Raw genomic sequence first — 26,314 nt, 5'->3', positions numbered from 1 at the left:
CGGAGCTTTCAGCATAGCGACGGTCGTTCTTCAGGCCGGGAAAGCGGGAATTCTCGACGCGCTTTTGCCGGCAAAAAGGAAGCCGCAGGAGGCTTAGCTTGCGCCGCGAAGCGGAAGCCGGGATCGACTTCCTCCGGCAAAAACGCACCGCCTGGCTCTCAACGGCCTGAAGCTGACGTTTCACTTTTCATGATGTAGTGCGCGATCTGAAAAACCTTCTCGATAGCCTCGGCCAGATCGAGAGAGGCTTGCTGTACATCTGGCGGTGTTGAAGGGTCCGTTGCCAACGCACGAAACCCCTGCCGTAGCTCTTCGCAGGGATCAGCGATGTCATGCACCTTCGCCAATAGTTGCTGTCTTGAAGTCATCGTTCATCCGTTTGGTCTTTTGCTTAGTGTTCTAGAGCATATTGTACGGGATATTAAGGGTCCCATGATGCAATACGGGGATGACCAGACGCCCGCGCCCTTCAACGCAGCCGCCGTACTGAAGAGAATGCGCCGCTGCAAAGCGGGCGCGTGCGACGCCGCGACCCTAGCCAGCCGCAGTTGCTGTTCGATCCCATGCCCGTGCGGATCGAACCATGCTTGCCAGTCTCGTCGCGCGCCCGCCAATCGGGCCGGAATGGTCATGGGATATCAAGTGGGACGGATACAGGATCGCGGTCCACCGCGAACCTGATCGGTTGCGCATTATTGCGCGGAGATGCCATGACTGGACACACCGCTTTCCGGGTATCGAGGCGGCCGCGCTTGCGACCGGACCGGCGACGCTCATCGGGAGCGCGATGGAAAACCGCGCCCCGAAGGGCGCGGCTTTGCCTTATTGAGGCTTGTTGGCGTTTCGGGCCTTGCCATCGAGCTCGACCTGATAGGTGAACTCGACCTTGGCGAGGAGCGGAAGCATGATGGCGATGGAGAACTTAAGGTGGCCCTTATGGGCCAACTTCGCGATTTGCCGGTTGATGAACTGGCGAAGGCGACGGCCGGTTTTCTGGCAGAAGGTTACGAGCGTTTTCATGAGGTGATCCTCCTTGGTGGTTGTGCGTAATCGCGAAGCTCGAATACGGCTGGAACCGCCGAGTGCATCGCGCAGCGATCGGAACGGAGCGAAGCGGAGAGGAGAACCCCTTGGGGTTGCACGCAAAGGCGGGGCCTGCCGTATCGTGCGCAGCATTAGATTACGGACAGCCACCAAGGAGAGACCGGTAAACGCGGCCTTCGTAGCCCCGGCCGTCGCCTTTGCCTTCAACCGGCAAATCGCGATCCGACCGCAAGGGCGGATTTCCATCGCCGTCATGCTGCAGCGGTGCGGGCACACATCAGGACGTCTCCGGCCGGAAACGCCAACAAGCCTCAATGAGCCGACCCGCTTGCGGGGCGTCCATCGTGCGGGGGAAGGGGAGTTTGAGGGGAGGCGCCGAAGGGGGCTCCCCTCATTGCACTTGATGGCCGCTCAACGCGGTCAGCGAGCGCGCGCTTGAGGCATGACGGTGGAACTGATCAGCGCGACAGGAAGCTGTTCAAGCTCGTGCCAGCTCGCAGGATGTAAGGCGGAATACCAAGCGAATAATGCCCGCAGTTCAGTTCGAGGATGTGAGGCGAAGCGCCGACATTCTTGAGCTTCTGCATAAATCGGGACGATAGACCGGGCAAAACGACCGTGTCTCGTTTCGCAAGGACAATGTGAAGCCTTAAATCGGGTCGCGCCAAATTTTGCGCGTAGTTCTCGAGGTTGAGCGGTCCCCACGCACGTCTGAGGTCGTCCAGCTCGATATGGGGCGCAAGGCTGTCGTGTATGGATCGTGTTGCGCGCCCTGTCCAAACCATGTCAGCGAGGCTACCGGCTGTCAGAAACAGCGAGGCTTTCGACACGGCGGGCTCGTGCGCCGTGATCAATCCTGCGACCCAAGAGCCCAGGCTCATGCCGAGAACCGAAATCTCGCGATAGCCTTCGCTTTTCAGCCAGCCAATGACTTTCCGGCCATCGCAAACCGCTTGCCTCATGGACTGGAGCGTTCGCCCGAGATTGGCACTGAGGATGTAGTCGGCATACAGCGAGCCGGGACGGCTGCGTTCGAAATGATAGGGCATCGCGATCTCGATCACGGTGATGCCGCGCCTCGAAAACAATGTCGCAATCTGGGCATTCCGGGCGTCGGCATTCCAGTGGTGGAAAATCACCAGTGCCTTTTTGCATGACGCGCTTTCCGTGATTTTGGCCCAGACGGTATTGTTCTCGTCAACGTCCGTCGCGATATCGGACGGGAACTTGAGCCATCCGTCCTTTCTTTCAAATCCTTCAACGCTCCCGCTCGGTCGCTCGAAGAAACCCGGATCGGAAGCGGCTTTGCCGGCAAGCAGACAAAATTCTTCCAGAGACGCGGTACTCTGCGCACCGGGAAAGGCGCGATCGGCGTCGATCACGAAAGGCGTTGTCTTCTTGGCCTCGTCACCACGCTGCGCGCGCCGCTCGTCCCAACCATCAAGCCAGCTATGAAACACGTTGATCGCTTTCTATCTCGTCTGCGCGCCACCGCCCGAACTCCGGATCGAAAAGGGCGTATGTCGCGAGCAGGGTTGCGATACCAAGGAGGATCGAGAAACCGTCAAAGGCATCGATCAGCATGTAGGTTGCAAAGAGCAACGCGACGACCACCGACATACGCCATAGCGGCATGTGGAAGCGTCTTGCAAACCGAACGGACCCGATCACGAAGCCTACACAGGACGAAATCGCCACCAATAGACTGCTGAAATGCGTTGGCATTCTGTAGTGGAAGCCATTGCGGCCATTGGCATAGCCGTCAATGACAACCGAGCTATCGTTCAAGAGCCACGTCACGATGTCCTTGCCGTTCGAGGCGAGGTAGGCGCTTTGAAGCTTCATGCAGATGGCGACCAAAATACCAACCGTGGTGCACCGGAATATCCCCCGCATCACTCCCAGGGCTATCGCCCCGGCTTCCCGCTGAAACTCATCCGGATGCAACTGTGTGACACCCTCAATCGTCCAGAGGTCATGGAGGATCGCATGGAGGAGAATAAGGCCCGCAAACAGCAGATAGAAGCACAGGCACATGTAGAGATAGGCAAGGCCTGTGAAGACGATCGACATTGGCACCGAGATCACCTCCGGCCGAATGAGCGCCAACGTTCCCCAACTTATCGCATAGTCGCCTTTTCCTTTCAGCAGCGGCATCAGATCCACCGCAATCCACTGGAAGATACCCGCGAAGGGAATGCAGATGACGAAAACGGCCCAATAGGAGTAGGAATAGGCCTTCAGGTGATGTTCCCAATCGCGGCCGCTCTGGAGTCTGTCGCCATGGCCCGCCAGCACCATCCGGCCATTGTTTTTCCAGTAAACCAGAAGCTCCGTCACCAGCACGAAAAACACGGGCAGGAGGACCATAAACAAAAAGGTCCAGTTGGGTGCCCAAAGGAACCCGACCTGCTTAACAATGCCATCGGCTCGGGTGTAGATCGCGCTGTGAATGCCCATGATATAGGCCAGAAATCCGAGGCCCGACGCGCCTGCGAAGACCGAAGCGGGCAGATTCAGGGGCGAGCCGCGTGTGAAGACCGCCTCCGACGTTCGGCCAAGACTGAAGCGCGGCTTTTGGGTCTGCGCATAGGCTTGCGCCGCATAGACGATCTCAACGGACTCGGTCTCGGCAAGCGGAAGATCCGGAATCGGATTGGGGCGGTTTCCCGGCTTTCTCGAACCTCGCCTCTTTGCGGCCAACCGGGACTGAGCCGCGATGAGCTCCATTTGCCATTCACTCGTCGCTAACGGGTCATCGCATCCGAAAACCCTCGCAAGCCAGCGAATGTTGGCCGCGCTCACACCCTTGTCGTTCTCCTGAAACCAGAGCTGTACCGTTCGCAAATCGACGCCAACATGATTGGAATCTATCTGCGAAATCGCTTCGGCCAGAAGCTCCGGCGTCCATGGACCCGATGGAAAGCCGTCGCTGTCCAGCGGACGTCCAGCCCCCGCAGCGGCAAGGTCCTTGAACAGTTCCTTAAAATCCCGCCCATCCTTAGGGGGCGCGATGAAAAACTTTCCGTTCTTCTCCAAAGGCTTACCGGCGCTGATTTCGTTTCGTTTCGTGGAACTTCGTAGTGTATCGTGCCTTCATCCGCAAGCAGTGGTCTACGCTAGGACGCTCATAGATCAGTGAGTTGTTCAGCCATGATAGATTTGTCGTCATCCGATCCACGCTCATCCCGTCATCGCACGCACAAAGCGCTCGTGTGCAAGGAGACCACTGAGACATGGCTTGAGGAGTTGATTGATCAGCACATTGCCACGCTCCATGCGATGGCAGACGGCGCTCAATTTGACGACGCTCTGATGAGAAAAGAAGCAGAAGCCCGACAGGCAATCCTTCAATACCGGCCGCAGGGTGAGAGCGAGGTGAATGACAAGCTGACCTATGTCGCAGCTTACATTCTCAAAACCGGCGCTGTTCTGACGCCCCAGGAAATGGATTTGCTCCTCGGCGCTCCACGCCGGATGTGAACATCCCGCTCGTCGCGGCTGACCTTAATCGATCACGTCCAACACTTCGTGGTCGATGACAGCGGCCTCAAAGCCGGAATTGAAAAGAAGCAGCAAATTTTCCCTGTTCATGGGGGCGAGGACAAGCTTCTCGATCTGGACAGGTGTCCACTCAGTTTCGCCCTGACGCGCGATGTCTTCTCGTAGCTGTAGGGCGTCCTCCTTCGCAGCTTCATATGTGTCGAAGATATCAAAGCCGGCATCGTCATATTTCCAGCGTCGTTCGCCTTCGACCCATCGGCATGGAGAATATGCGATACATCTTCAGACATGACTACCTCGCGCGTTCCTATTGACGGTCACCAACCGAGATCGGTTTCGGCAAAGTCGTTGCCCTTGTAAGCGATCTTCGTGCGGTAGGCTCTGGCGCAGGCATAGGTGAAGCAATCGCCCATATTCAGTTTTGCCGGGTGATTGACGATCTTTCCGAACTGCTGTGCAGCGTCCAGCGCCTTGGTCCCCACGTCTCCCGAGATCATGGCTTCCTTGGCTTCAAGGTCCGCGAAGAACTGATCGACCATCCTTCGCGCCGTAGCGAGCATGTCAGGGGTCGCAGGCCGGTCGCGGCCTGTCGCTTCGGCCATGCGCCGCGTCAGCGAAAGCGAGGCTTCCATGCGAACCACGGCCGACACGTAAAAGGGGCCGTCATGCTGTTCAAGCCTGTGCATCAGCTCGCCGGCGTCGTCTTCGCCGGCTAGGATTGCGACGGCCACGGAAGCGTCAACGAATAGCATCAGTCTTCGCCCCACATTTCGTCAGTTTCTCGTTTGTGATCCCCCGGCGCAAAGGGACCGGCGTCCCTCGCCATCGCGAGAGACTTAGCCAGGCGCTCGCGCATGGGCAAGCTGCCCTTGCGGCTGGCGATCTCGCGCCTAAGCGCCGTCTTCACGGCATCAACCTTGGATGTTTTGGTCAAGCGGATCAGCTCTTCGGTGAGCGTATCGACTTCCGGATCTTTGATGTAGAGCGGCATGATACATATCCCTTCGAGGATATTATAATATCCCGAATTGCATATGCTCGCAATCATTTCTCGGTCTTTCGGTGGAAAACGTCGCTGCATGCGTGACCTAACCTTGCGGCATTTAGGAAGCGCAACTTTAAGAACGTCTTGAACTACATCGTAATCAAGCACGGATTCCCGCACAAGCGGGCTCGTGCGACCATTCGAAAGGTCCAAGACATGATGTCACTCCCGGCCATCATCGGCATTTCGGCAGGCGCGGCAGGCGTCGTTGCGTTTAGCCGCAAGAAGCAGCCGCAAAGCCTACTCAAAAAAATCGGCGTCTTTTTTCTGGCTTTCATCGGCACGCTGTTCGTCCTGCTGGCGATCAATTTCGCCATTTTCTACGCTGCCCAAACCTAAGGAAGGGAGGGGGCCAACAGTTTGCAGCCTCCTTCCAATATTTCTGATCGGTGATGCAGCCAACGGGTTACTGCGCCGCAACAGGTCCTTTGGGCATGTATCGGTCCTGTTCGCCTGCCAGCAACCAAGCGGGATTGACCCCGTGTACATCGTAGAGCGCTCTCATGACCGCCATCGGCATTTCAGCCTCTCCGTCCGCATATGCCTGATAGAGCTCTTGGCTCACGTTCAGGCTGGACGCGAATTTGTCTGGTGAACTTCCGGCATCTTGTCGGACAATCTCAAGGCGTCGTCCTATTTCGACCGTCAACGGCTCAAACCTGCTCATCTGATTTCTCCTTTGGGTGGGAGGGGAGCCCGAGGGGAGGGGCAAGGGCTCCCCTCGTTCGGACCTGGGCCGCTCGATGCGGCTTGGGTCCGACCTCCGAAAACGCAAGCGGGGCCAGTCTGGTAAAACCGGCCCCAAAACACAAGCTTCGATTGGTTGCTTATCGAACGATGCCAAGCCGCTCCGCAATGCTGGGCGGCGTCGGCGTCCCGCCTTCCTTGGTCAAGGCTATGATGACATCATGGGTCAGCCCGTGAACGTCATATCCCTCGGCGCGAGCCGCATTGATAATTGATTCAAGGCTCGGATACTCTTCAAGAAAGCCTCCAAGCCATAGCGCGCAAGCGTCCGTCGCCTCGTCGGGGAACGCCTGCAGAAAGTACGTGCGCAACGGCTGGTCGAAACCGATTACGGCGTTTTCATCGGTCTGAAGCGCTGATTTTACGGTGATGGGATATCGGCTCATTGTCGGTCCTCCTGATGGACGGGCCGCGCGATCGGCGCGGCCAGGGGGCTATTTGAAAAGCGGCATTGTCCGCTTGTTTTTCAACTCGGCGCGGTCAGCGTCGAAACGGTAGCCGTCCCAATCCTTCCACGGTTCCCAGCCTGTCGCGGTTGCGCGCCCGTACCAGACGCGCAGCCGCACCATACCGCCTTGCAATTCGCTGACAATCTCGACGGTATGGCTCCCGCCAAGGCCGGACGGAATATCAAACACCTCCACGCTGCGGCGGGCCGCCCTCTTGGGCGCGACCTTTCCCTCGCATTCGTCGCAAAGGTCTTCCTCCCGTGCGCCTTTCTCGCTTTCCCAGAAGCCGCCACCACAGCGTTTGCAAACAGAGTGCGTCATGGTTGTTTCCTAGAACCGGAAGTGGGCATAAAGCCTCTGATTAGCTCGGTGACTGGCAAGCGCGTAGGCGCAGGCCTGAGCCACGTAATCCGCGTACTGGCCTAGCGGCCAGCTTTCCGAACGGGCGACGATATCGGCGGTCAAGTCCTCGTCGCTCGTGCCAACGTGCATGTTCCCGACGATCCAGCGAAGCTGCGCTACGGGAATGCGCGCGTCATGTGGCACCGGCAGAACGGAAATCAGTCCGTTTCTATGGCTCGCGCCTTCACCAGCTGCCTTTCCCTCCTTCTCGGTCGGGAAATAGGCTTTGACCAGATCGCGGCGCTGCGCGTCGGCGGCACACATGAACGCGTGCCCCTTGTCCTCGGTCGTATAGAGTCCCCAATCGGCGGCATTGCCGCCGAACATCGGGTCGCCCTTGCCGCAAAATTCCATGACGGTAAAAATCTGCTCGGTCATCTCACGAATCCTCAATGTGTTGGGAGGATCAAGCGGCGCTAGCGCCGCTGATCTTGCTCAAGACGGTTTTGACGGCATAGCGTCCCGCCTCGTTAAGGTGACGCTGCCACGCGCCTTGCGAGGGCGACCAACGGAAGCCATGGGATTTGAGGATGCGGCGGGCTTCCTCGTCGGGTTTGCCGGGAAAAATCATCTGGATGCGGGCTATTTCGGTGTTTTCCTTCACCTCCACGGCTCCCGCTTCCGTCTCGACTTCCTCCGACCTGTCGCCGCGCTTCTTCATCGCCGCGAGGCGCGCTAGGCGCTGCTGCATGCGGCGAAGCTCGGCGCGGGTGTTGGTGGTGCAAAAGCCGCGCCTGCTCTGCCACGGCGCAATCGTGATGCCCCGTGCCGCCTGCTCTTCTGCCAAGCCGGTTTCCGACACCACGCGAGCCAATATGTCGGCTTCGCTGGCATGGTCCTTTTCCATCCGGCGAATAATGGCGTTGGCGCGTTTCATCCTGTCGATGGACAAGGCCAGGTCCTCGATGCGCGATGCGATGCGCTGCAACGCTTCGGGGTCGCCGGAGCGGATCGGCTCGCCGTCCGCTCCGTGCGGGTATGCCTTGCGCCTGATTGCTTTGCGGGCATTTTCCGCATGGGCGGCGATATCAGCACGGCGGGCGTCGGAAACCCGCATGCGCTTTTCGTTGCGAGCAACAGGAAAGCGGGCAGGGCCGGTTATCATCCAGTTGGCGCAACGGCTTTCCGCTGCCCAATATTTGCGAGTGACGTCAATGTGCCGTCGCGTGAAAGCCTCGATTTCGGGACCGGGGATAGGGGTCGCGGCCTCCGTCCAAAGGTCCATGGCATAGTTGGCAAAATCGTTCAGCCGCTGGGCCAGTGCCTCAAGTTCGCGGTCTGCGCGACGTTCGGGCGAGTGGGTGAGCCAGCTGAAATTATGCTCGATGTCCTTCACCGCGATCTTGGCGGCGAAGGTGTCTGCTACGATTCCTAAAACGCGGTCGGCGGCTTCCCGCTCGAAGAATGCAACGGTGATGCTCATTTCTTCACCCCCGCCATGACGGTGGGCATGGTGCGAGTGATCCGCGTTTGCAGACCGGTCAGAAAACCGGCAAGGATAACCCCCTTCATGGTCGTCTCATCGATTGACGCAAAAACCGGATCAAGCACCGGTTTGCACACGGTGAACAGTTTGGCGGCGTCTTCGATGGTCATTTGGAGAGGCGTGAAGTGTTCGCCGTTTTGTGCACCGACAAGGACAATTTTCCCGGCCAATGGCTGCGGGTATCCATCTGCGATGGTGAAGGATGTTAGTCCATCCTGTAACCCGTCCTCATCGATGACGAGCACATGGTGGCTATCGAACGGCACCACCTGAACCAGCTCGCATCCAATCAAGGTGTAGGTTTGAGCAAAGGCGCTGCGCGCGTCGATCTCGACGGTTTGAATGGTCCCGGCCTCCGGGTCCAACAGGTAAACGGTTACTGTTTTGGTCATGTCTAGCCCTTCCATTTCCGCGAAGCGGTCTTCTCGTGCCCCTCGTGGGCAGGAGCCCCGCTCCTGCTCCCGAGTTCGCGCGGAGCAGCGGGAGAGAGGGTGGCAAGGGAATAAAACGGAGGGGGTTCGCCCGCCCGAAGGCGAAGACGGAGGGTCGGCGCGCAAGCGGCGATCCTGCACGGAGCGCAAAGCGCGAAGGAAGGACGGGGATACCGTTTTTTCGCTTGCGAGGGAGAGAGGGCAGCGCTCCTCTTTCCCTCATCCAGCAAGCAGGACACCGAAGGTGTCACCGTTGATCTACCCACGCGGAAGGGTTCTTCAGGAGGACATCTCAGCTATCGACGCGATGATAGCGAAAATAGCGGCGAGCGGAATGACGCCGCCAGGAACGGCGGCGACGTTGATCCAGAATTGATTGCTGGCTTCGCGGCCCTCGAATTTGCGCAACTCTTCGTAGGTGTCGAATTGCAGAACGCCAGCGGCATTTGTGTGCTCGAACCTCTCTTTGCGAATGGCGTGGAAGGTTCGGTTCGCTCTCAACACGAGCCATACGTAGCCGGCCAAAGCGATGACTGCTGGAATGAAAATATCCACGACGATGATACCCAGAAATAAAAAGGGGCCGCCCTGTTTCGAGGCAGAGCGGCCCCCTGCCGGCATGGCAGAACGGGCTAGTGTCCTGTCACAACCTGACCTCGGTTTGATGCAATATGGTATCTTGCGATCAAACTGTAAATGCCAGTGAATAGCCCAATATGGCGCAAACCATTATTTGTTTCGCGGCGACCGCCGCGCTGCGCAAGCGATCGTTACCCGAAGGGCGGAGACGCTTTTCCAGCGGCTCCGTGCCGAAGGCATAGAGCGGGGTCGCGAAGCGATGCGCCAAATTTAGCCGAAAACCTATGTTTCAGGGTTCCTATCATGTAGCCAATTCGGTAACAAAGAATCAGGCTTAGAAATTACAGCGCGGTAAAACCATGGCAGGTCCAACGATAGAAAACTGGGTTGAACAACTCGGCCTACAGCTGGTCCAGGATCCTGATCTTGAAAAGCCGGTCTATCGGAAGCCCTATCACGGCAAAGTCCATCTGAATGCGGAACTGGACGACAAAATCAGTACGAGCATTCGGGAGGCCCGCGATAAACGGTCCTTGTCACGTTCCAAAATCGCTCCTCTGCTTGGCTTGAGTAACGCGGTCTATCATCGCTACGAAACGAGTGTTTCCCGACTGACCGTCTCCCGGCTAATTCATCTCTGCGAAGTTCTGGACGCTACGCCAGAGGAAATCCTAGCCCCTGCCGCTCCGCATCTATGGGGCGAAAATCAGGAACATTCCCGGCTCCTGCAAAATACGATCTCAGAAATCCGACAGCTCGACACGGAAGGTCTTGAGCGGATTTTCAAGCTGGTTGTCTCGATGGAGAAAAAACCGACACCCACGGCGGGCCGCTGAGATAGGGGCGCGGCGTAAGCCGCGCCTCTATTTCGGTCTCATTGGGTTGGCGTTGGATGGGGGCCGCGACCGCAGCGGCGAGGGTTGAGCAACACTTGGCAGTCATCGCACAGACCATAACAGGGAAAGCCGCCGCAGGCCCCCGTAGGGCAGGGCTGCATGCAGCCCTCTGAGATAATGATCCTTGCGGCCGCGCTCGCGCTTTTTGCGGCCGCTCTGCTGTTGCGACGGCTGCTCCGGCCGAAGGCCAAGGAGCGACGTCACCGCCGCAAGCAGGACCAGGCCCGCCGCGTTCTGGCAAAGATCAACACCATTCCGCTAATGCCGCAGCGCTTGGCTTACCTTCGCAAGATCGATCCCCTGACATTCGAGGAACTTTTGCTCGAGGCTTTTGAGCGGCGCGGCCATGTCGTTCGGCGCAACGCGTCCTATAGCGGTGATGGCGGGCTGGATGGTTCGGTGGTTATCGAGGGAGAAACGTACCTTTTACAGGCAAAGCGATACGGCAAACACATCAACCGCGCTCATGTGGCGGCCTTCAGCGCTGTCCTCGCTGCACGGGACTGCAGCGGGATCTTCATCCATACCGGACGGACGGGCGCCGGCGCGAAGGATGTTGCAGCCGCGAACCCGAACCTGACGATCGTCAACGGTCAGCGGTTGCTCGATTTTCTCAACACCGGCGACATCGAACGATCGACCGGCACGCATAGCAGGAACTGAAGGTGATGAGCATCACATGCCGACCGATGAAAATGCGAATCGTGGTTTCCGTGTCTCCCTGGATATCGCATGTTAGTCCGCGAAGGCTGTTAGCTGAAGCAACCGCATTCACTTTCGGTATCTTTGAGCCACCCTGATGGGGCGGCGCGGCGGCGACTGCTGCGCTGGCGTCTTCGCGAGCATATATTGCGTCAGGCGAAGTTACGAGAAACTAGCCTTTTGACCTGACCGCCTGGTAAAGCGTGCTAGCGCCGTCCTTCCCAACGGACATGACGTCGTACGACGCGCTGGGGCTGCCCCCCATTCCCAACGACCCTAAAGGCATGCCCGGTACGGCGAGACCCGCGATATCAGGCTTCTCCGCGAGCAGTCTCGTCACCGCCTCCAGCGGAACGTGGCCCTCCAAGTAGTATCCGGCAACGACTGCGGTGTGGCAGCCCCGCAGATCGCCAGGGACTTTAAAGCGGTCCTTCACCACATTGATGTCGTCCACGTCTTCAGCCTTCACGGCAAACCCGGCTTTCGTCATCGCGTCGGCCCAGGCACGGCAGCAGCCGCAGTTCGGGTCCTTATAGACAACCATGCTTTCGCCGGCTGCCCGCGCCTTTCCGACAACGGGCAATGCTCCGATGGCTGCCAGTGTCCAGAGGAATTCTCTTCTTTTCATCGTGGTTCTCCTTCTCAAATCCGATTTGCGGCCAAGGATGCCGGGACTTGCTTTTCCTCGCGCGCACCCGTCAATCCGTAGCCCTTGACCAGCCCGTAGACGGCGGGGATAACGATTAGCGTTAGCAATGTGGACGATACCATTCCGCCGATCATCGGCACGGCAATCCGTTGCATGATCTCCGACCCCGCACCCGTGCTCCAAAGGATCGGTACCAGGCCCGCCATGATCGCGACGACGGTCATCATCTTGGGACGCACCCGTTCGACAGCTCCAAACATGATAGCCCTGTTGAGGTCTTGCCGTCCGAATATCCTGCCCTCGACTTCGCATTTCGCCTTCTCGTCCCTGAGAGCGTGGTCGAGATAGATCAGCATGATCACCCCGGTCTCGGCTGCGACGCCAGCGAGCGCGATGAAGCCGACTGCCACGGCGACAGAGGCGTTGAAGCTCAGCCACCACATCATCCAGATGCCGCCGACCAGAGCGAACGGCAGGGACAGCATGACAATCAGCGTCTCGGTCAGCGCCTTGAAATTGAGGTAGAGCAGCAGGAAGATCAGCGCGAGCGTCAGCGGGACGACGATCATCAGCCGGGCCTTCGCCCGTTCGAGATACTCGAACTGGCCGCTCCAGGCGACGGAATATCCTGGAGGCATCTCGACGCTTGCTGCAACGGAAGCCTGGGCTTCCGCTACGTAACCCCCGAGGTCCCGATTGGCGATATCGACGAAGATATAGAGGGCTAGCTGGCCGTTCTCGGTCCGTATGGTCGTCGCACCCCGGGTGAGCTTAACTTTAGCGACCTCGCCGAGCGGTACCGTACCGCCACCCGGCAAGGAGACCTGGACGTCACTGGCGATGGATTGTGGATCGCTTCGGAACGCCCTTGGGTAACGGATGGCGACGCCATACCGCTCCCTGCCCTCGACAGTCGAGGTCACGACCTCGGACCCTAGAGCCATCCCGATCACGTCCTGGACGTCGTCGATGGAAAGTCCGTAGCGCCCCAGAGCCATGCGGTCAGGGATGATGTCGAGATAGTATCCGCCGATAACACGCTCGGCGTAGGCGCTGGACGTTCCGGGAACGGTCTTGAGGACTGTCTCGATGTCACGGGCGACCTTCTCCATCTCCTTCAGCTCGGTGCCATATACCTTGACGCCGACGGGTGTCCTGATCCCCGTGGACAGCATGTCGATGCGGGCGCGGATCGGCATGGTCCAGGCATTGGAGACGCCAGGGAACTGGAGGGCAGCGTCCATTTCCTGCTTGAGACTGTCGGAGGTGACACCCGGTCGCCATTCGGATTTCGGCTTGAGGGTGATGATCGTCTCGAACATCTCCGTCGGAGCCGGATCGGTCGCCGTCAGCGCGCGCCCCGCTTTGCCGAACACAGTCTCGACTTCCGGGAACGACTTGATGATCCGGTCCTGCGTCTGCATCAGTTCGGCAGCCTTTGTCACCGACAGGCCGGGCAGCGTTGTCGGCATGTACATCAGCGTACCTTCGTCGAGACTGGGCATGAACTCGCTGCCGATGTGCTGGACGGGCCAGACGGTCACGGCGAGGATTACGATAGCCGCCAGGATCGTAAGGCTCTTGGCCTTCAGGACGCCAGCGATCACCGGGCGGTATATCCAGATCAGCAGTCGGTTGAGGGGGTTCTTGTGTTCCGGGACAATGCGGCCCCGGACGAACAGGATCATCAGTGCCGGGACAAGCGTGATCGACAGCAGTGCGGCCGCCGCCATGGCGAACGTCTTGGTGAAGGCGAGTGGCCCGAACAGGCGGCCCTCCTGCGATTCCAGCGTGAAGATCGGCAGGAACGACACGGTGATGATCAGCAGGCTGAAGAACAGCGCGGGGCCGACTTCGCTCGCCGCTTCGATAAGGACCTCGGTTCGAGGCTTGCCCGGTGGCGCACGCTCGAGATGTTTGTGGGCGTTCTCGATCATGACGATGGCCGCGTCGATCATCGCGCCGATGGCGATGGCGATACCGCCCAGGCTCATAATGTTCGAACCGAGGCCGAGCGCACGCATCGCCATGAACGCCATCAGGATGCCGATAGGCAACATGATGATCGCCACAAGCGCGCTGCGAACGTGCAAGAGGAACGCGATCGTCACCAGGGCGACCACGATCGACTCCTCGATGAGCGTGGCTTTGAGGGTTTCGATTGCCGCTTCTATCAGCGTCGAGCGATCGTAAACGGGCTTGATCTCGGTACCTGCCGGGAGACTGTTTTGTACCGCCGCCAAGCTTTCCTTGGCGTTTTCGATAACGGTCAGCGCGTTTGCTCCGTCTCGCTGAAGGACGATCCCGCTGGCGACCTCGCCCTCGCCGTTCAGTTCGGTGATGCCGCGCCGCTCGTCTGGGACCAGTTCGACCCTGGCCACGTCGGACAGACGCAGCGGAACCCCCGCATTCGTCTTGAGGACGATGTTCTCGATGTCCTTGATGCCCTGCAGGTAGCCCTTGCCCCGGACCATGAACTCGAACTCGGAAAGCTCGATCGTGCGCCCACCGACGTCGCGGTTGCTGGAGCGGACCGCGTTGGCGATATCGGAAAGCGAGACGCTCTGGGCCTTCAGGCGGGCCGGGTCAACGACGATGGAGTACTGCTTGACGAAGCCGCCTACACTGGCCACCTCGGCAACGCCCTCGGATTTGGAGACGGCAAAGCGCACGACCCAGTCCTGAAGCGACCGAAGTTCGGCCAGCGACAGTTCCTTGGCGACGACGGCGTATTGGTAAACCCAGCCCACACCCGTCGCATCGGGACCGAGGCTCGGTGACACCTCGTCCGGCAGGCGGCTCGCGGCCGCGTTCAGATATTCGAGCACGCGGCTGCGTGCCCAGTAGGGGTCGGTTCCGTCCTCGAAAATCACGTAGACGAACGAAACGCCGAAGAACGAGAACCCACGGACGACCTTAGACTTCGGCACGGTCAGCATCGAGGTCGTCAGCGGATAGGTGACCTGATCCTCGACTACCTGCGGAGCCTGGCCGGGATAGTCGGTGAACACGATGACCTGGACGTCTGAGAGGTCGGGGATGGCATCGAGCGGAAGCGTGCGCAACGCATAGACGCCGCCCGCGATGGAAAGAGTAGCGCCGACGAAGATGAGGACCAAGTTGCGGGCGGACCATGAGATAATGTTGGCAATCATGGTTTCACCTCATCCGCTGTCAGCGCGCTCAACGCGGCGTTCAGGTTGCTTTCGGCGTCCAGCAGGAAGTTGGCCGACACGACCACACGGTCGCCAGCGGCGATCCCTTTGGTGATCTCGGTCATGTCCTCACCTCGGACACCCAGCGCGACGTTCATCGGTTCGAACCTGCCCTCGCCCTTATCGATGAAGACGAGCTGGCGGTCGCCCGTGTCAATGACCGAACTGTTGGGAACGGCGACGACTGGGTTTCCAGATCCGGCTTCGATCTCGACCTCGGCATACATGTTGGACATCAGTTGGCCGCTAGGGTTCGGAAGCTCGATCCTGACCTTCGTCGTCCGGGTCTGCATCTGGACCTCGGGATAGATGAGATCGACCGTCCCCTTGAATGTCGTACCGGGCAGATTGCGGACGATCACGGAAACGACGGCTCCCTTGCGGACCGCGCTTAGCTCATATTCCGGCACGTCGGCGATTACCCAGACCCTGGACACGTCTGCGATGCGAAAAAGAATGTCGCCAGCCTCGGCCATCATGCCGCTCACAGCCATACGCTCGAGCACGACGCCGTCACGCGGCGACGTGTAAGCGATACTTTGCGGCACTTTCCTCTCGCTCGCGATGCTGCCGATCGTTGCCGTGGGCACGCCCAGATTTTTCAAACGAAGCGCCGCCCCGGAGTCAGGGTTGGACTTTGCCCCGTTGCGCATCTCGGCTGCGTATTCCGCTCCGGCGGTGGCGATCTCCTTTGAATAGAACTGAAAGAGGTTTTCGCCCTTCGTGATCGCATCGCCGGTCGTGACATTCGCCACGTCCTCCACGAAGGCATCTGCCCGCATCGAAATGATGCTCACCCTACGCTCGTCCAATGTGACTGTCCCGGGGACTCGGATTTTCCGGCTGACGGTTGTCACTTCGGCCAGCGCAGTCCTCACCCCCGTCCGCTGGAGTTTACCGAGAGGGACCTTCACCGTTGAACTGTCGCTGACGTCGCCGTCATAGACGGGAAGATAGTCCATCCCCATTGAATCCTTCTTCGGAACCTTGGACGTGTCGGGAAGCCCCATGGGGTTGCGGTAGTACAAGATTTTACGCTCGAGTGAGACGGATGCCGTATCGGGTGACGGCGCGACGGCTCCGCTTGGGCCGAGGCTGATGTCCTCGCTTGCTCGAACAGGAACGAATAGCCGCCCGTCATCGGTGTTCTTTGGCGTGGCGGAGTATTCGGCCAACCCGTCCGGATGGCGGTAATAGATCACCGCTCCCGTTCCTTCGCGTCGCGGTTCCGCCTCGGCGGCCATCCCGGTCCCTTTGACGCCCCCCTGAAAAAATGCACCGACATCGTACTTCCCGGCCCAATAGCCTCCCCCGCCGACGATCGCGGCGAGGGAGAGCGTGGCAATGATGCGCGGGATGTTCACGGGACAGCCTTCAGGACGACTTCGCCCTTGACGGTCTCAGGCTCACCCTGGACCTTGGCGGCGACCTGGAAACGCCATCCGCCTTCCATGGAAAGATTGGTCGTAAAGGCGTAGACGCCCGGCTCCCCGGAGGTTGCCAGGTCTACCTTTGTGGTCATCGTTTCCATGCCATCGGGAGCCATGTCCATCCGCGTCGTGAAGATAACGGCGTCGGGAACGGTCTTGCCCGTGCGCTTGTCGATCAGGCGTACGGACACGGTCGCCGCCGGCCCCTGCTTGATCTCGGTCTGGACGGCTTGGAATTCGTAGTCCTGCGCTCCCGCCAACGAAGCGTTGGCGGTGCCTAACAGAAATGCGCCGGCGAAGAGCGGGCTCCTCGCGTTAAAGGTGAAATTTCTCATGGTTCAATGTCTCATTCGGACGGGTCTGCGACCTCGTCCTCAGTCAAATGGATCGCCATCGCTACAGCACGGACGCGAACCTGCGGCCGTGCTGAATCGACGACGTGTTCAAGGACGTGAGATCAGACTCGTGGAGGACGGACTGGCGGGTAGACCAGTGAGGAAGCAAGCTCCCCATGCGGGGGCATGAGGAACCGATGAGCGACCCAACCGATATTCAACGACCAGGAATGAGAGGTTGCCAGTTGACCGACGATCATCGTCGTGCAGATCACAGCAAACGGGCAGGATTTGCACGCGCAGTCTGGCTTGTCCGGTTGTTCGTCGGGACAGCACGGCAGGTCGTCAGGCATGTCCATGCCAGCCATACCGTCCATCACCACAGGCAGTGAGGCGGCCATGACGCTGTCAGCCGCGCCTACGCTCATCGGACCGATGACGATCCCGAGAATGGCGGTCACGAACAGCAGTCGATAGATGACCTTTACGAACCTCATGGCACTAGTCATGGCACGGAGCCATCGCCATGGGAAGACATCTCACGGAAAATTGCTGCCGCTGTTTATGCGGGATCTCGTCGAAGAGGTTGATCCATCCGCGTGTGCCCGGATTCGGAAACGCCAAATCTTGGCCACTGGGCCTTGACCCTCCCATCGTTGGAAGCCCCATATCAAACCAGCACATCGACAGGAGACATCAAGATGTATGAGTTCAATATCCAGAACATGACATGCGGCCACTGCAAGGGCACCGTCGAGAAAGCCATCAAAGCCGCCGATCCGGCTGCAGTCGCCACCGTAGACCTCGCTTCCAAGAGCGCAACTGTCGAAACAACGCTGGACCCGGCCATCATCGGCAAGGCGATCCAAGACGCGGGATATCCGGTGTCTTACACGACACGTTGAGTTAGATCAGCGGCCGTCCCTGTTGCTGGGGCGGCCTTAACCCAGGCACTTTCTATCCGCGAAATCTGTTGTACGAATTCCCACGACACCTCTTGACCTTCCCATGATTGGAAGGACTAACCATATGAGCAGTTAAGCAAAAGGATTTCCCGATGACTGCCATCCCGAAGATCGAAGCCTCCAAGACCTTGCCCCTTCCAACCGATTTCGGGATCGAAGGCATGAGCTGCGCATCCTGCGTCGTGCGTGTCGAGAAAGCCATCGCCGCTGTTCCAGGGGTCGCTTCCGCCATCGTCAACCTCGCCACCGAGCGCGCAACCGTCACCTATAATGAGGTGGTACCAACCGAAGCTGTCCTCCAGGCTATCGAGAAGGCCGGTTATGAACCCAAACTCGAAACCCGCGAGCTCGGCGTCGAGGGCATGACCTGTGCCTCGTGCGTGTCCCGCGTCGAGAAGGCACTGAAGTCCGTTCAGGGTGTGAGACAAGCAACGGTCAACCTCGCGACCGAAAAGGCTACCGTTCGTGTCGTCTCCGGAACCTCCACACTCGTCCTTGAGGATGCCGTACGCGCCGCGGGCTATGAGGTGCGCAGGATAACCGCTGTCCGTTCCACGGACAACGACGAGGATCGTCGAGACCGCGAGGCCAACCGCCTGACGATGTCGCTGGCCCTGTCCGCGGCGCTGACGCTTCCTCTGTTCGTCCTAGAGATGGGGTCGCATTTCATCCCGGCCCTCCATGACTGGATCATGGTGAACATCGGCATGGGCAACAACCTCGTCATCCAGTTCGTGCTCGCCACCGCCGTCCTGTTCGGACCTGGGCTCCGCTTTTTCAGGAAGGGCGTTCCCAACCTGCTTCACTGGACCCCCGACATGAATTCGCTGGTGGTGCTGGGCACGTCGGCCGCTTGGGGTTATTCCGTCGTCGCGACGTTCCTGCCTGGTGTCCTGCCTTCTGGCACCGCCAACGTCTACTACGAGGCGGCAGCCGTTATCGTCACGCTGATCCTGCTCGGCCGCTACCTGGAAGCGCGCGCCAAAGGCAAGACCAGTCAGGCGATCAAGCACCTCATCGGCCTTCAGGCGAAGACCGCGCACGTGAAGCGAGGCGAGGACTTCGTCGAGATCGAAATCGGAGCCGTGTCACTCGGCGACATAGTGCGCATCCGCCCCGGCGAGAAAGTCCCGGTCGACGGCCGCCTCGTCGATGGTGGTTCTTACGTGGACGAGTCCATGATCACGGGCGAGCCCGTTCCGGTAAAGAAATCCGCTGGTGACGATGTCGTTGGCGGCACGATCAACAAAACGGGGTCCTTTACGTTCGAGGCGACGAAGATCGACGCGGACACGCTTCTCGCCCAGATCATCAAAATGGTCGAGGCGGCGCAGGGCTCGAAGCTGCCGATCCAGGCGCTTGTCGATCGGGTCACGGGATGGTTTGTCCCGGCTGTCATCGCCGCGGCCGCCCTCACCTTCCTGGCTTGGCTGCTGTTTGGCCCCTCGCCGGCGCTCACCTTTGCTCTGATCAACGCCGTCGCCGTACTGATCATCGCCTGCCCTTGCGCTATGGGCCTTGCCACCCCGACGTCCATCATGGTCGGCACTGGGCGCGCAGCCGAACTCGGTATCCTCTTTCGCAAGGGCGAAGCGCTCCAGACACTGCGCGATGTCGATGTCGTCGCATTGGACAAGACCGGCACATTGACGAAGGGCAAACCGGAATTGACAGACTTCGTGGTCAGCGACGGCTTCGACCGCGCCGAAACGCTGCGGCTAGTGGCAGGCCTGGAGACGCAGTCCGAACACCCGATCGCCGAAGCCATCGTCGCAGCGGCGAAGGCCGACGGCCTTTCACTTTCCGACGTCTCTGATTTCGAGGCTGCCCCCGGCTACGGGGTGAGCGGCCGGATCGACGGCCGGACAGTGCTGGTCGGTGCCGACCGATCCATGACGAAAAGCGGCATCGACGTCTCGGCGTTCTCGGCGCAGGCGGCCGCCTTGGGCGATGCGGGCAAGTCACCGCTCTATGCCGCTATCGACGGCAGACTGGCCGCGATTATCGCAGTGGCCGACCCCATAAAGGACACGACGCCGCAAGCCATCAAGACCCTGCATGCGCTCGGTCTCAAGGTCGCGATGATCACGGGGGACAACAGGCGCACCGCCCAGGCCATCGCCCGCCAGCTCGACATCGACGAAGTCGTCGCCGAAGTCCTGCCGGACGGCAAGGTCGAAGCGGTCCGCAAGCTGCGGAGCGGCGGGCGCAAGGTGGCTTTCATCGGCGACGGCATCAACGATGCGCCGGCCCTTTCGGAAGCCGACATTGGCCTCGCGGTCGGGACCGGAACCGACATCGCTATAGAAAGTGCCGACGTCGTTCTGATGTCGGGTGATCTGAATGGCGTGCCGCGTGCGATTGCCATCAGCAAGGCGACAATCCGCAACATCCGGCAGAACCTGTTCTGGGCCTTCGCCTACAACGTCAGCCTCGTGCCTGTTGCGGCCGGCGTCCTCTACCCGGTTAACGGCACGCTGCTGTCGCCGATCCTCGCCGCTGGCGCGATGGGCCTGTCCAGCGTGTTCGTACTGGCCAACGCCCTGCGCCTGCGACGCTTCAAGACAACCTGACGGAAGGAAACCACGATGAACATCGGTGAAGCATCCAAGGCTTCGGGCGTCTCGACCAAGATGATCCGCTATTACGAACAGATCAAGTTGATCACGCCCGCACACCGTACGGAGTCCAGCTACCGCACATACGGCGACAGCGATGTCCATACGCTGCAGTTCATTCGCCGTGCTCGTGACCTCGGGTTTTCGGTCGAACAGATGAAGACGCTGCTAGCCCTGTGGCGGGACCGTTCGCGGGCAAGCTCCGACGTCAAGGCGATCGCGCTTGAACACATCGCGGAACTCGAGCGCAAGGCTGCGGCGATTGCCGCTATGACGAAGACGTTGAAGCATCTCGCCAGCCATTGCCACGGCGATGATCGGCCGGACTGCCCGATCATCGAAGGTTTCGCCGACACCCTGGAGAACATCGGGCCTGGTATGCCATCCAAGTTTGGCCTCGCCAACGTTGTCTAAAATGAATTTGATCAGTCCGTCTTGACCCGAAACGTCGCGTGGCACGACGTGCAAGTCTGAAGCATCATGTGAAAAGCGTGTTCTGCGGGCATTGATGCTGCATCTCTCGCTGCGTCGACCTTTCTCGCGAGCGGTCCGCCTCCCATGGCATCTCCTATTTGCATCCGCGTTTCTGGTCCAAGCCTGTCGGGATTTCGGTCAGCTGCGACAGACAGCGCTGACGCGTAGATGCCAAGGTCCTTTGCCAGCTTGTCGAAGTGTTGGCGGTCGGTTTCAATGATTGTGCTGGCTTTTGAGCCAGGCGTGGCACCGGAACCGTCGAACAGCGCCGACAGGCTAGGTCCCGAGTGAGCCAGAATGGTCTCGGCGGCCGCTTTGAAAGCTCTTGCGTCATAGGGCGACAAGTCCTTGAACATGGCGTCGATGGACTTGGCGGCGTTTGCCATCGCCTTCATACCGTCCTGTCTTTGGACAACCTTGCCGGGCGCGGCGTTTTGAGCGATAGCCAAGGAGATCACCGTGCCGAAAATGACTATTGAAAGCGCCGAAGTGGCCAGTTTCGTCACTCTCGCCTTCAATGCCATGCTACACTCCATTTTGCCGGAGGCTATTCCTCCTGTTTTTGACCATCCCGTTACACCGGAGCCAAACCTTCTGGGTCTGAAACCGTCCTTGAGCTTGATCAGGATCAACGCAACTCTTGCCACGCCACGGTACTATGCTTGAGTACGACGATAGGGACCGAACGACATCATGATCGCCGTAAGCCAAACCATTCGACGATACGCGAGAGGATTGCTGGCCGTTTTGGTCGCAATTATGTTCCTCGTCGCGCCGATGGCCGAGGCTGCTTCCGAATTATGCGATAACGACTTACCTCAAGCGCTACATGTCGAAACGTCCATGGGCGAAGAAGCTCGCCAAGATGATCGCCACCATGTCGAGCAGATGGTCTGTTGCAAAAGCGTATGCAGCCTGTGCAACGTCATCCTTCCGCCTACGAATCCTGGTGTTTTTCATGTAGGTACTGGCCCTCAGAGATCCCTCCATCCTCAGCAGTTAATCACAGGTCTCAGCTACCGACCTGTTCTCGGCCCTCCCTGATCCATTCTCTGAACACTTCCGCTCAACGGCGGTATGATCCTTCGGTTGCCTGCCATAGCTGCACGGCGACCATTCCGGTGGCGATTGTCGAGGCCGCCGTGCTGCGTTTCCTTTCGAAGTCCTGGAGACGAACCAACAAGGAGCTATCTAATGGACGAGCAAAAAAGCCATGAAAGTCACCACAATCATCATCAAGGGCACGGTGCTCAGGCCACGCTCGTGGCCCAAAAGAGTTCAGTGACGTATCAGACGGAGGGCGTAATTTACACATGCCCTATGCATCCGCAGGTAAAGCAAATTGGCCCCGGGAACTGCCCTATCTGTGGGATGACTCTTGAACCGGAAGCAGTCACAACGGATACCGGGCCAAGCGCCGAATATCTCGACATGAAACGCCGTTTCTGGATCGGGCTCGTTCTGTCCGTGCCCGTCCTCATGCTGGAGATGGGTGGACACCTCACCAATCTTCACATGGTGCTTGGTGCCCAGACCTCGAATTGGATTCAGCTTGTTCTGGCTACACCTGTCGTCCTATGGGCAGGCTTTCCATTCTTCGAGCGAGCATGGAAGTCCCTCGTCACTATGCGCCTGAACATGTTCACATTGATAGCAATGGGGACCGGGGTCGCGTGGACTTACAGCGTTGTTGCAACCCTTGCACCTGGTCTGTTTCCCGCCACTTTCCGCTCCGCAGACGGTTCAGTCGCCATCTATTTCGAAGCTGCAGCCGTCATCACGGTGCTGGTGTTGCTGGGACAGGTTCTGGAGTTGCAAGCCCGTGAACAGACCGGTGGAGCCATCCGCGCACTTCTTGACCTTGCCCCCAAGACGGCACGCCGCGTCCGCGACGGTGTCGACGAGGACATCGACCTGGAAATGGTTGTCGTCGGGGATCGGCTTCGGGTTCGCCCCGGTGAAAAGGTCCCGGTCGATGGCAGCCTTATCGAAGGACGCAGTTCGGTTGATGAATCGATGATCACCGGTGAATCGATGCCCGTCACCAAAGAGGTCGGTGCAAAGCTGATAGGCGGGACGATGAACCAGACCGGTGGCTTCGTCATGGAGGCAGGAAAAGTCGGCCGCGATACCATGCTGTCGCAGATCGTCCGCATGGTTGCGGACGCCCAGCGCTCGCGAGCGCCCATCCAGCGCCTGGCCGACGAAGTCTCAGGCTGGTTCGTCCCCGTGGTGATCGGCATTGCCATCGTCGCATTCGCAGCATGGATGATCTGGGGTCCAGAACCGCGCTTTGCCCACGGTCTTGTCGCCGCGGTCGCGGTGCTCATCATCGCATGCCCCTGCGCGTTGGGCCTTGCAACGCCGATGTCGATCATGGTTGGCGTTGGCCGGGGTGCTGGTCTTGGTGTCCTGATCAAGAATGCCGAAGCCCTGGAGCGTTTCGAGAAAGTCGACACGTTGGTCGTCGACAAGACCGGAACCCTGACCGAGGGTAAACCCAAGGTAACGTCCATGGCCGCGATAAATGGGTTCACAGAACCCGAACTGCTGCGCCTGGCGGCAACGCTGGAACGAGCGAGCGAGCATCCACTGGCAACTGCCATAGTCAACGCGGCGACGGAGCGCCAGTTGGTTCTCGGCGTCGCGGAAGATTTCGATAGCCCGGTTGGCAAAGGGGTTACGGGAAGTGTCGACGGACGCAGGCTCATCATAGGCAGCCACCGCATCATGGAGGAAGCTCATATCGATGTCTCGGCTCTTACCAGCCAGGCGGAGGCACTGAGAGGAGAAGGCGCAACAGTCATTTTCGTAGCGGTAGACGGCGACCTCGGCGGCCTTTTAGCGATCGCCGATCCGATCAAGACGACGACACCCGACGCAGTCCAAGCGTTGCTCAAGGCAGGGGTCCGGGTCGTGATGCTGACGGGCGACAACAAGACGACGGCCGCCGCAGTCGCACGCAAGCTTGGGATCACCGAGGTCGAAGCCGAAATCCTGCCGGAAGACAAGAGCGAGATCGTGAAGCGTTTGCGAGAAGAAGGCCGGATCGTCGCAATGGCGGGGGACGGTGTGAACGACGCTCCCGCCCTGGCTGCGGCCGACGTCGGAATTGCCATGGGGACCGGCACCGATGTCGCGATCGAGAGTGCTGGCGTAACCCTGCTGAAGGGCGACCTTCAGGGGATCGTGCGGGCTCGTGAACTGAGCCAGGCGACAATGAGCAATATCAGGCAGAACCTGTTTTTCGCCTTCATATACAACGCGGCTGGAGTACCGATTGCCGCCGGATTGCTCTATCCCTCGTTCGGGCTTTTGCTGTCCCCAATCATCGCAGCGGCTGCCATGGCGCTTTCGTCGGTAAGCGTGATTGGCAATGCTTTGAGATTGAGGAGTGTGCGGATATGAGGTGGGATCGAGAATGGACGCTGCTTTCTGCGTCGCAGGCTGTCGCCTGATAAACTAAGTGTTGGGGAAGAGCATGTGAGAGTGCTCTCCCCCAACTTTCAGGCCGCCATTTTAGCGCAGCTGTCCGCACAGCGACGGCAAGTCGCTACACACGACTCCATGTCCCCGACGCGCTCACAATCATCGGCGCACTGAGCGCAAATCTCAGCGCATTCTCGGCACACGTGCTTGTGATGCTCTGAACCCAGGAGCATGAAATGAGCCGAAGTCCGGCAAATTTCCGCGCAGGCCATCATAAGCTTCAAATGCTTCGGCTCCGTATGTTCGCCGCCCATTTCCAAGCAGTGCCCCATAGCCATCGATAAACACTCGCGATAGCAGGCGAGACAATTGTCGATGCAGACTTTCATTTCATCTGAAATGTGATGCATGGTCATGCTTCCTTCCTACTTCGCTTCCTTGTCGAGCCAGTCAGTCATCTCGGCGATTTCCTTGGTCTGCGCGTCGATGATCTTCTGTGCGGATTTTTTGGCCCATTCGTTGTCACCATATTTCAGCTCGACCTCGGACATGCTGATCGCGCCCATGTGATGGGCGATCATCCCGCACACGAAGGCAACGTCTGCGTCCTTCTTCATCATGCCCTGCATCATGTTCATCTGCATCGACTTCATGCCTTCCATCGATGCCTTCTGATAGTCGGTCATCATGTCGCCCATGCCCATGTCACCGGACTTCATATCCATCTTTGACATGTCCATCTCGGACTTACACTTTTCCGGATAGGCCATCTCTGCGAACGACATGGCGGGCATGACAGTGAGCAATGACAAAGCGCATGCAGCGGCGAGCGAGATTCTTACGATAGTTTTCATTTTAGTTCTCCTGATTGGATACAATTTGGTACGCTTCGCAACTCAGCTTAGAAGCTTTGGGGGCGGATAGTCCGGACGAAGAAACAGCAAACTGATTGGTTGTTCGACCGCGACGAATACAACAGCCCTCCGTCTGTCTGGACCACCAAGCACGTCCACCGAGACTAAGATTGGGCAGCAAATCATGGTGGGGCAGCAAGCGTGTCCAACAGAACCTTTAGAATCGTGGCTAGATGCCAATGAAGAGATTGAAGGGCAGTGATCGGCAGATGCGCCACCCGCCAGCGCCGTTCCATGGATATTTGACAAGATGAGAAGTATCGCAAGAATTAGACACATTCTCTTTTTTATGCTGCGACCGAACATGGAAGATTTTCCCTTAGGCATGCAAGTGACGCTCCTGCGATGCTCCGGTGAATGACCCTGAGAAACGCTCAGGTTCGCCATCGGTTCCGTGAAGCGCCACCCGACAACGACTACAAATCAATTTCGTTCGACTGCCGCTCTTGACCTTGCCAGCGTTGGAACCCTTATCGTCAAATCGGACGAAAGTTCGTCGTCACAAATACGACTCCGATTTTCCTGACATATTTGAGTTGTTGAAATTTGGCTCCATTGAAGGTAGCTGTGAGAAATGGGCTCGATGTATCGAATCATCTGCAAGCAATTGCTGATTCTGATTAGACTGGTGATCATTGTATCACTGGCGGGATACTCGCTGTCCACAGCCGCAGCAGCCATGCACGGGCGGGCATCCGATGCTCCGATGGTAATGTCGGAAAGCATGGAGTATGCTGGCGCTCAGATGAGCGAACACGACCATCACGATCAAGTGTCTGCGGACGAGGATTCGTCAAAAGTGGTAAAGCAGGAGTGCTGCAAAGACTTCTGTGTCAGTATTGCGATCATAGCAAACATAGACACTTGGAATGGCCCCGTCGTTTCGTCCATCCATGCTTTCATGAACGACAGCGACGTCATCGGCGAACTCGTTCCTTTGCATCGCCCACCGAACATCTGAATAGGCTCAACCCGCCCTTGCGGGTCTGAACGTGCGTCT

The 26,314-nt window shown here is 58.9% G+C and carries 31 protein-coding genes; 10 read left to right on the top strand and 21 right to left on the bottom strand.

Features of this window, described 5'->3' with window-relative positions:
• Positions 1-158: 158 nt before the first annotated feature.
• The gene (locus AVI_RS28860; protein ID WP_041700167.1) at positions 159-368 is read right to left on the bottom strand and encodes a hypothetical protein; all 210 of its coding nucleotides are present in this window, start codon (positions 366-368) and stop codon (positions 159-161) included.
• Between the two features lie 215 nt (positions 369-583).
• Between AVI_RS28860 and AVI_RS31975 the strand changes: the two genes are divergently transcribed.
• On the top strand, positions 584-829 hold the full coding sequence (locus AVI_RS31975) for an ATP-dependent DNA ligase (protein ID WP_041700166.1): 246 nt from the start codon (positions 584-586) through the stop codon (positions 827-829).
• Here AVI_RS31975 and AVI_RS30890 read toward each other — a convergent pair.
• From AVI_RS30890 to AVI_RS28840, 3 genes are all read right to left on the bottom strand, one after another.
• Positions 823-1,020, bottom strand: a complete 198-nt coding sequence (locus AVI_RS30890; RefSeq protein WP_041700165.1) for a hypothetical protein — start codon at positions 1,018-1,020, stop codon at positions 823-825. The two genes, AVI_RS31975 and AVI_RS30890, sit on opposite strands and share 7 nt — an antisense overlap.
• A gap of 482 nt (positions 1,021-1,502) precedes the next feature.
• Positions 1,503-2,504 carry an alpha/beta fold hydrolase gene (locus AVI_RS28845; RefSeq protein WP_012653075.1) on the bottom strand — a complete coding sequence of 334 codons (1,002 nt, stop codon included), beginning with the start codon at positions 2,502-2,504 and terminating at the stop codon, positions 1,503-1,505.
• Positions 2,494-4,083, bottom strand: coding sequence for an RcgA family putative transporter (locus AVI_RS28840; RefSeq protein ID WP_012653074.1), 1,590 nt, complete (start codon positions 4,081-4,083; stop codon positions 2,494-2,496). The genes AVI_RS28845 and AVI_RS28840 overlap by 11 nt, the downstream gene beginning before the upstream one ends.
• Before the next feature lie 276 nt (positions 4,084-4,359).
• Here AVI_RS28840 and AVI_RS31330 point away from each other — a divergent pair, with 276 nt between their 5' ends.
• Entirely contained in the window at positions 4,360-4,527 is a 168-nt protein-coding gene (locus AVI_RS31330) for a hypothetical protein (RefSeq protein WP_156753219.1), read from the top strand.
• Positions 4,528-4,865: 338 nt separating this feature from the next.
• Here AVI_RS31330 and AVI_RS28830 read toward each other — a convergent pair whose 3' ends face one another.
• Together AVI_RS28830 and AVI_RS28825 are read right to left on the bottom strand one after the other, a co-directional pair.
• Complete coding sequence (locus AVI_RS28830; RefSeq protein WP_012653072.1) at positions 4,866-5,300, bottom strand: type II toxin-antitoxin system VapC family toxin; 435 nt, start codon at positions 5,298-5,300, stop codon at positions 4,866-4,868.
• Positions 5,300-5,539, bottom strand: a complete 240-nt coding sequence (locus tag AVI_RS28825; protein WP_012653071.1) for a type II toxin-antitoxin system VapB family antitoxin — start codon at positions 5,537-5,539, stop codon at positions 5,300-5,302. The genes AVI_RS28830 and AVI_RS28825 overlap by 1 nt, the downstream gene beginning before the upstream one ends.
• 210 nt (positions 5,540-5,749) lie before the next feature.
• Between AVI_RS28825 and AVI_RS28820 the strand changes: the two genes are divergently transcribed.
• Positions 5,750-5,932 (top strand): hypothetical protein, encoded by a 183-nt coding sequence (locus AVI_RS28820; RefSeq protein WP_041700161.1) that lies wholly within the window; start codon positions 5,750-5,752, stop codon positions 5,930-5,932.
• A 67-nt stretch (positions 5,933-5,999) separates the two neighbouring features.
• Here the strand turns inward: AVI_RS28820 and AVI_RS28815 are convergent, their stop codons facing one another.
• From AVI_RS28815 to AVI_RS30880, 7 genes are all read right to left on the bottom strand, one after another.
• Positions 6,000-6,260 carry a helix-turn-helix domain-containing protein gene (locus AVI_RS28815; protein WP_041700159.1) on the bottom strand — a complete coding sequence of 87 codons (261 nt, stop codon included), beginning with the start codon at positions 6,258-6,260 and terminating at the stop codon, positions 6,000-6,002.
• Positions 6,261-6,420: 160 nt separating this feature from the next.
• The gene (locus AVI_RS28810; protein ID WP_012653070.1) at positions 6,421-6,726 is read right to left on the bottom strand and encodes a hypothetical protein; all 306 of its coding nucleotides are present in this window, start codon (positions 6,724-6,726) and stop codon (positions 6,421-6,423) included.
• A 48-nt stretch (positions 6,727-6,774) separates the two neighbouring features.
• Positions 6,775-7,110, bottom strand: a complete 336-nt coding sequence (locus tag AVI_RS30885; protein ID WP_041700158.1) for a hypothetical protein — start codon at positions 7,108-7,110, stop codon at positions 6,775-6,777.
• Positions 7,111-7,119: 9 nt separating this feature from the next.
• Complete coding sequence (locus AVI_RS28800) at positions 7,120-7,569, bottom strand: hypothetical protein (protein WP_041700156.1); 450 nt, start codon at positions 7,567-7,569, stop codon at positions 7,120-7,122.
• A 28-nt stretch (positions 7,570-7,597) separates the two neighbouring features.
• Positions 7,598-8,614, bottom strand: a complete 1,017-nt coding sequence (locus AVI_RS28795) for a hypothetical protein (RefSeq protein ID WP_080517093.1) — start codon at positions 8,612-8,614, stop codon at positions 7,598-7,600.
• Positions 8,611-9,069 (bottom strand): DUF3846 domain-containing protein, encoded by a 459-nt coding sequence (locus AVI_RS28790; RefSeq protein WP_041700154.1) that lies wholly within the window; start codon positions 9,067-9,069, stop codon positions 8,611-8,613. The genes AVI_RS28795 and AVI_RS28790 overlap by 4 nt, the downstream gene beginning before the upstream one ends.
• Positions 9,070-9,387: 318 nt before the next feature.
• Entirely contained in the window at positions 9,388-9,663 is a 276-nt protein-coding gene (locus tag AVI_RS30880; protein ID WP_071207580.1) for a hypothetical protein, read from the bottom strand.
• A gap of 383 nt (positions 9,664-10,046) precedes the next feature.
• Here AVI_RS30880 and AVI_RS28780 point away from each other — a divergent pair, with 383 nt between their 5' ends.
• Both AVI_RS28780 and AVI_RS28775 read left to right on the top strand, forming a co-directional pair.
• A complete protein-coding gene (locus AVI_RS28780) occupies positions 10,047-10,523 on the top strand; it encodes a helix-turn-helix domain-containing protein (protein WP_012653065.1) in 477 nt (158 codons plus the stop codon).
• Positions 10,524-10,682: 159 nt separating this feature from the next.
• Entirely contained in the window at positions 10,683-11,246 is a 564-nt protein-coding gene (locus tag AVI_RS28775; RefSeq protein WP_012653064.1) for a restriction endonuclease, read from the top strand.
• 211 nt (positions 11,247-11,457) lie between these two features.
• On the opposite strand, the gene AVI_RS28770 is transcribed toward AVI_RS28775, so the two are convergent.
• From AVI_RS28770 to AVI_RS28750, 5 genes are all read right to left on the bottom strand, one after another.
• Entirely contained in the window at positions 11,458-11,913 is a 456-nt protein-coding gene (locus AVI_RS28770) for a DUF411 domain-containing protein (RefSeq protein WP_012653063.1), read from the bottom strand.
• Positions 11,914-11,927: 14 nt separating this feature from the next.
• On the bottom strand, positions 11,928-15,089 hold the full coding sequence (locus AVI_RS28765) for an efflux RND transporter permease subunit (RefSeq protein ID WP_012653062.1): 3,162 nt from the start codon (positions 15,087-15,089) through the stop codon (positions 11,928-11,930).
• The gene (locus AVI_RS28760; protein WP_012653061.1) at positions 15,086-16,513 is read right to left on the bottom strand and encodes an efflux RND transporter periplasmic adaptor subunit; all 1,428 of its coding nucleotides are present in this window, start codon (positions 16,511-16,513) and stop codon (positions 15,086-15,088) included. Before AVI_RS28760 ends, AVI_RS28765 begins: the two co-directional genes overlap by 4 nt.
• Positions 16,510-16,914, bottom strand: coding sequence for a FixH family protein (locus tag AVI_RS28755; RefSeq protein ID WP_012653060.1), 405 nt, complete (start codon positions 16,912-16,914; stop codon positions 16,510-16,512). The genes AVI_RS28760 and AVI_RS28755 overlap by 4 nt, the downstream gene beginning before the upstream one ends.
• A gap of 122 nt (positions 16,915-17,036) precedes the next feature.
• Complete coding sequence (locus AVI_RS28750; protein WP_041700179.1) at positions 17,037-17,411, bottom strand: hypothetical protein; 375 nt, start codon at positions 17,409-17,411, stop codon at positions 17,037-17,039.
• A gap of 204 nt (positions 17,412-17,615) precedes the next feature.
• Here AVI_RS28750 and AVI_RS28745 point away from each other — a divergent pair, with 204 nt between their 5' ends.
• The 3 genes from AVI_RS28745 to cueR all read left to right on the top strand — a co-directional run bounded on the left by AVI_RS28745 (position 17,616) and on the right by cueR (position 20,911).
• On the top strand, positions 17,616-17,819 hold the full coding sequence (locus tag AVI_RS28745; protein WP_012653058.1) for a heavy-metal-associated domain-containing protein: 204 nt from the start codon (positions 17,616-17,618) through the stop codon (positions 17,817-17,819).
• Between the two features lie 152 nt (positions 17,820-17,971).
• Positions 17,972-20,452: a heavy metal translocating P-type ATPase gene (locus AVI_RS28740; protein ID WP_012653057.1), complete on the top strand. Its 2,481-nt coding sequence runs from the start codon at positions 17,972-17,974 to the stop codon at positions 20,450-20,452.
• 15 nt (positions 20,453-20,467) lie between these two features.
• Positions 20,468-20,911, top strand: a complete 444-nt coding sequence (gene cueR, locus AVI_RS28735; protein ID WP_012653056.1) for a Cu(I)-responsive transcriptional regulator — start codon at positions 20,468-20,470, stop codon at positions 20,909-20,911.
• A gap of 11 nt (positions 20,912-20,922) precedes the next feature.
• On the opposite strand, the gene AVI_RS28730 is transcribed toward cueR, so the two are convergent.
• The gene (locus AVI_RS28730) at positions 20,923-21,495 is read right to left on the bottom strand and encodes a cytochrome c (protein WP_049777557.1); all 573 of its coding nucleotides are present in this window, start codon (positions 21,493-21,495) and stop codon (positions 20,923-20,925) included.
• Between the two features lie 670 nt (positions 21,496-22,165).
• On the opposite strand from AVI_RS28730, the gene AVI_RS28725 reads away from it, so the two are divergent.
• Positions 22,166-24,379 carry a copper-transporting P-type ATPase gene (locus tag AVI_RS28725; protein ID WP_012653053.1) on the top strand — a complete coding sequence of 738 codons (2,214 nt, stop codon included), beginning with the start codon at positions 22,166-22,168 and terminating at the stop codon, positions 24,377-24,379.
• A gap of 98 nt (positions 24,380-24,477) precedes the next feature.
• Here the strand turns inward: AVI_RS28725 and AVI_RS31680 are convergent, their stop codons facing one another.
• Positions 24,478-24,810, bottom strand: coding sequence for a four-helix bundle copper-binding protein (locus AVI_RS31680; RefSeq protein WP_041700177.1), 333 nt, complete (start codon positions 24,808-24,810; stop codon positions 24,478-24,480).
• Positions 24,811-24,825: 15 nt separating this feature from the next.
• Positions 24,826-25,254: a DUF305 domain-containing protein gene (locus AVI_RS28715; RefSeq protein ID WP_012653051.1), complete on the bottom strand. Its 429-nt coding sequence runs from the start codon at positions 25,252-25,254 to the stop codon at positions 24,826-24,828.
• 634 nt (positions 25,255-25,888) lie between these two features.
• On the opposite strand from AVI_RS28715, the gene AVI_RS28710 reads away from it, so the two are divergent.
• Complete coding sequence (locus AVI_RS28710; RefSeq protein ID WP_012653049.1) at positions 25,889-26,275, top strand: hypothetical protein; 387 nt, start codon at positions 25,889-25,891, stop codon at positions 26,273-26,275.
• The last annotated feature ends 39 nt before the right edge of the window (positions 26,276-26,314 follow it).

It is taken from the genome of Allorhizobium ampelinum S4, from assembly GCF_000016285.1.
Lineage (GTDB): Bacteria > Pseudomonadota > Alphaproteobacteria > Rhizobiales > Rhizobiaceae > Allorhizobium > Allorhizobium ampelinum.
Note: the sequence above shows the minus strand (reverse complement) of the source record. Positions and strands in the feature narration are given on the sequence as shown.

Excerpts from the sequence above, each read along its gene's own strand:
- AVI_RS28790 (WP_041700154.1), bottom strand. The coding sequence starts at position 9,069 with ATGACCAAAACAGTAACCGTTTACCTGTTGGACCCGGAGGCCGGGACC.
- AVI_RS28825 (WP_012653071.1), bottom strand. The coding sequence starts at position 5,539 with ATGCCGCTCTACATCAAAGATCCGGAAGTCGATACGCTCACCGAAGAG.
- AVI_RS28860 (WP_041700167.1), bottom strand. The coding sequence starts at position 368 with ATGACTTCAAGACAGCAACTATTGGCGAAGGTGCATGACATCGCTGAT.
- AVI_RS28765 (WP_012653062.1), bottom strand. The coding sequence starts at position 15,089 with ATGATTGCCAACATTATCTCATGGTCCGCCCGCAACTTGGTCCTCATC.
- AVI_RS28755 (WP_012653060.1), bottom strand. The coding sequence starts at position 16,914 with ATGAGAAATTTCACCTTTAACGCGAGGAGCCCGCTCTTCGCCGGCGCA.
- AVI_RS28715 (WP_012653051.1), bottom strand. The coding sequence starts at position 25,254 with ATGAAAACTATCGTAAGAATCTCGCTCGCCGCTGCATGCGCTTTGTCA.
- AVI_RS28730 (WP_049777557.1), bottom strand. The coding sequence starts at position 21,495 with ATGGCATTGAAGGCGAGAGTGACGAAACTGGCCACTTCGGCGCTTTCA.
- AVI_RS28810 (WP_012653070.1), bottom strand. The coding sequence starts at position 6,726 with ATGAGCCGATATCCCATCACCGTAAAATCAGCGCTTCAGACCGATGAA.
- AVI_RS28780 (WP_012653065.1), top strand. The coding sequence starts at position 10,047 with ATGGCAGGTCCAACGATAGAAAACTGGGTTGAACAACTCGGCCTACAG.
- AVI_RS28800 (WP_041700156.1), bottom strand. The coding sequence starts at position 7,569 with ATGACCGAGCAGATTTTTACCGTCATGGAATTTTGCGGCAAGGGCGAC.
- AVI_RS31680 (WP_041700177.1), bottom strand. The coding sequence starts at position 24,810 with ATGCATCACATTTCAGATGAAATGAAAGTCTGCATCGACAATTGTCTC.
- AVI_RS31975 (WP_041700166.1), top strand. The coding sequence starts at position 584 with ATGCTTGCCAGTCTCGTCGCGCGCCCGCCAATCGGGCCGGAATGGTCA.
- AVI_RS28745 (WP_012653058.1), top strand. The coding sequence starts at position 17,616 with ATGTATGAGTTCAATATCCAGAACATGACATGCGGCCACTGCAAGGGC.
- AVI_RS28815 (WP_041700159.1), bottom strand. The coding sequence starts at position 6,260 with ATGAGCAGGTTTGAGCCGTTGACGGTCGAAATAGGACGACGCCTTGAG.
- AVI_RS28830 (WP_012653072.1), bottom strand. The coding sequence starts at position 5,300 with ATGCTATTCGTTGACGCTTCCGTGGCCGTCGCAATCCTAGCCGGCGAA.
- AVI_RS30885 (WP_041700158.1), bottom strand. The coding sequence starts at position 7,110 with ATGACGCACTCTGTTTGCAAACGCTGTGGTGGCGGCTTCTGGGAAAGC.
- cueR (WP_012653056.1), top strand. The coding sequence starts at position 20,468 with ATGAACATCGGTGAAGCATCCAAGGCTTCGGGCGTCTCGACCAAGATG.
- AVI_RS28795 (WP_080517093.1), bottom strand. The coding sequence starts at position 8,614 with ATGAGCATCACCGTTGCATTCTTCGAGCGGGAAGCCGCCGACCGCGTT.
- AVI_RS28725 (WP_012653053.1), top strand. The coding sequence starts at position 22,166 with ATGGACGAGCAAAAAAGCCATGAAAGTCACCACAATCATCATCAAGGG.
- AVI_RS28775 (WP_012653064.1), top strand. The coding sequence starts at position 10,683 with ATGCAGCCCTCTGAGATAATGATCCTTGCGGCCGCGCTCGCGCTTTTT.
- AVI_RS28820 (WP_041700161.1), top strand. The coding sequence starts at position 5,750 with ATGATGTCACTCCCGGCCATCATCGGCATTTCGGCAGGCGCGGCAGGC.
- AVI_RS28740 (WP_012653057.1), top strand. The coding sequence starts at position 17,972 with ATGACTGCCATCCCGAAGATCGAAGCCTCCAAGACCTTGCCCCTTCCA.
- AVI_RS30890 (WP_041700165.1), bottom strand. The coding sequence starts at position 1,020 with ATGAAAACGCTCGTAACCTTCTGCCAGAAAACCGGCCGTCGCCTTCGC.
- AVI_RS31330 (WP_156753219.1), top strand. The coding sequence starts at position 4,360 with ATGAGAAAAGAAGCAGAAGCCCGACAGGCAATCCTTCAATACCGGCCG.
- AVI_RS28770 (WP_012653063.1), bottom strand. The coding sequence starts at position 11,913 with ATGAAAAGAAGAGAATTCCTCTGGACACTGGCAGCCATCGGAGCATTG.
- AVI_RS28710 (WP_012653049.1), top strand. The coding sequence starts at position 25,889 with ATGGGCTCGATGTATCGAATCATCTGCAAGCAATTGCTGATTCTGATT.
- AVI_RS28750 (WP_041700179.1), bottom strand. The coding sequence starts at position 17,411 with ATGAGGTTCGTAAAGGTCATCTATCGACTGCTGTTCGTGACCGCCATT.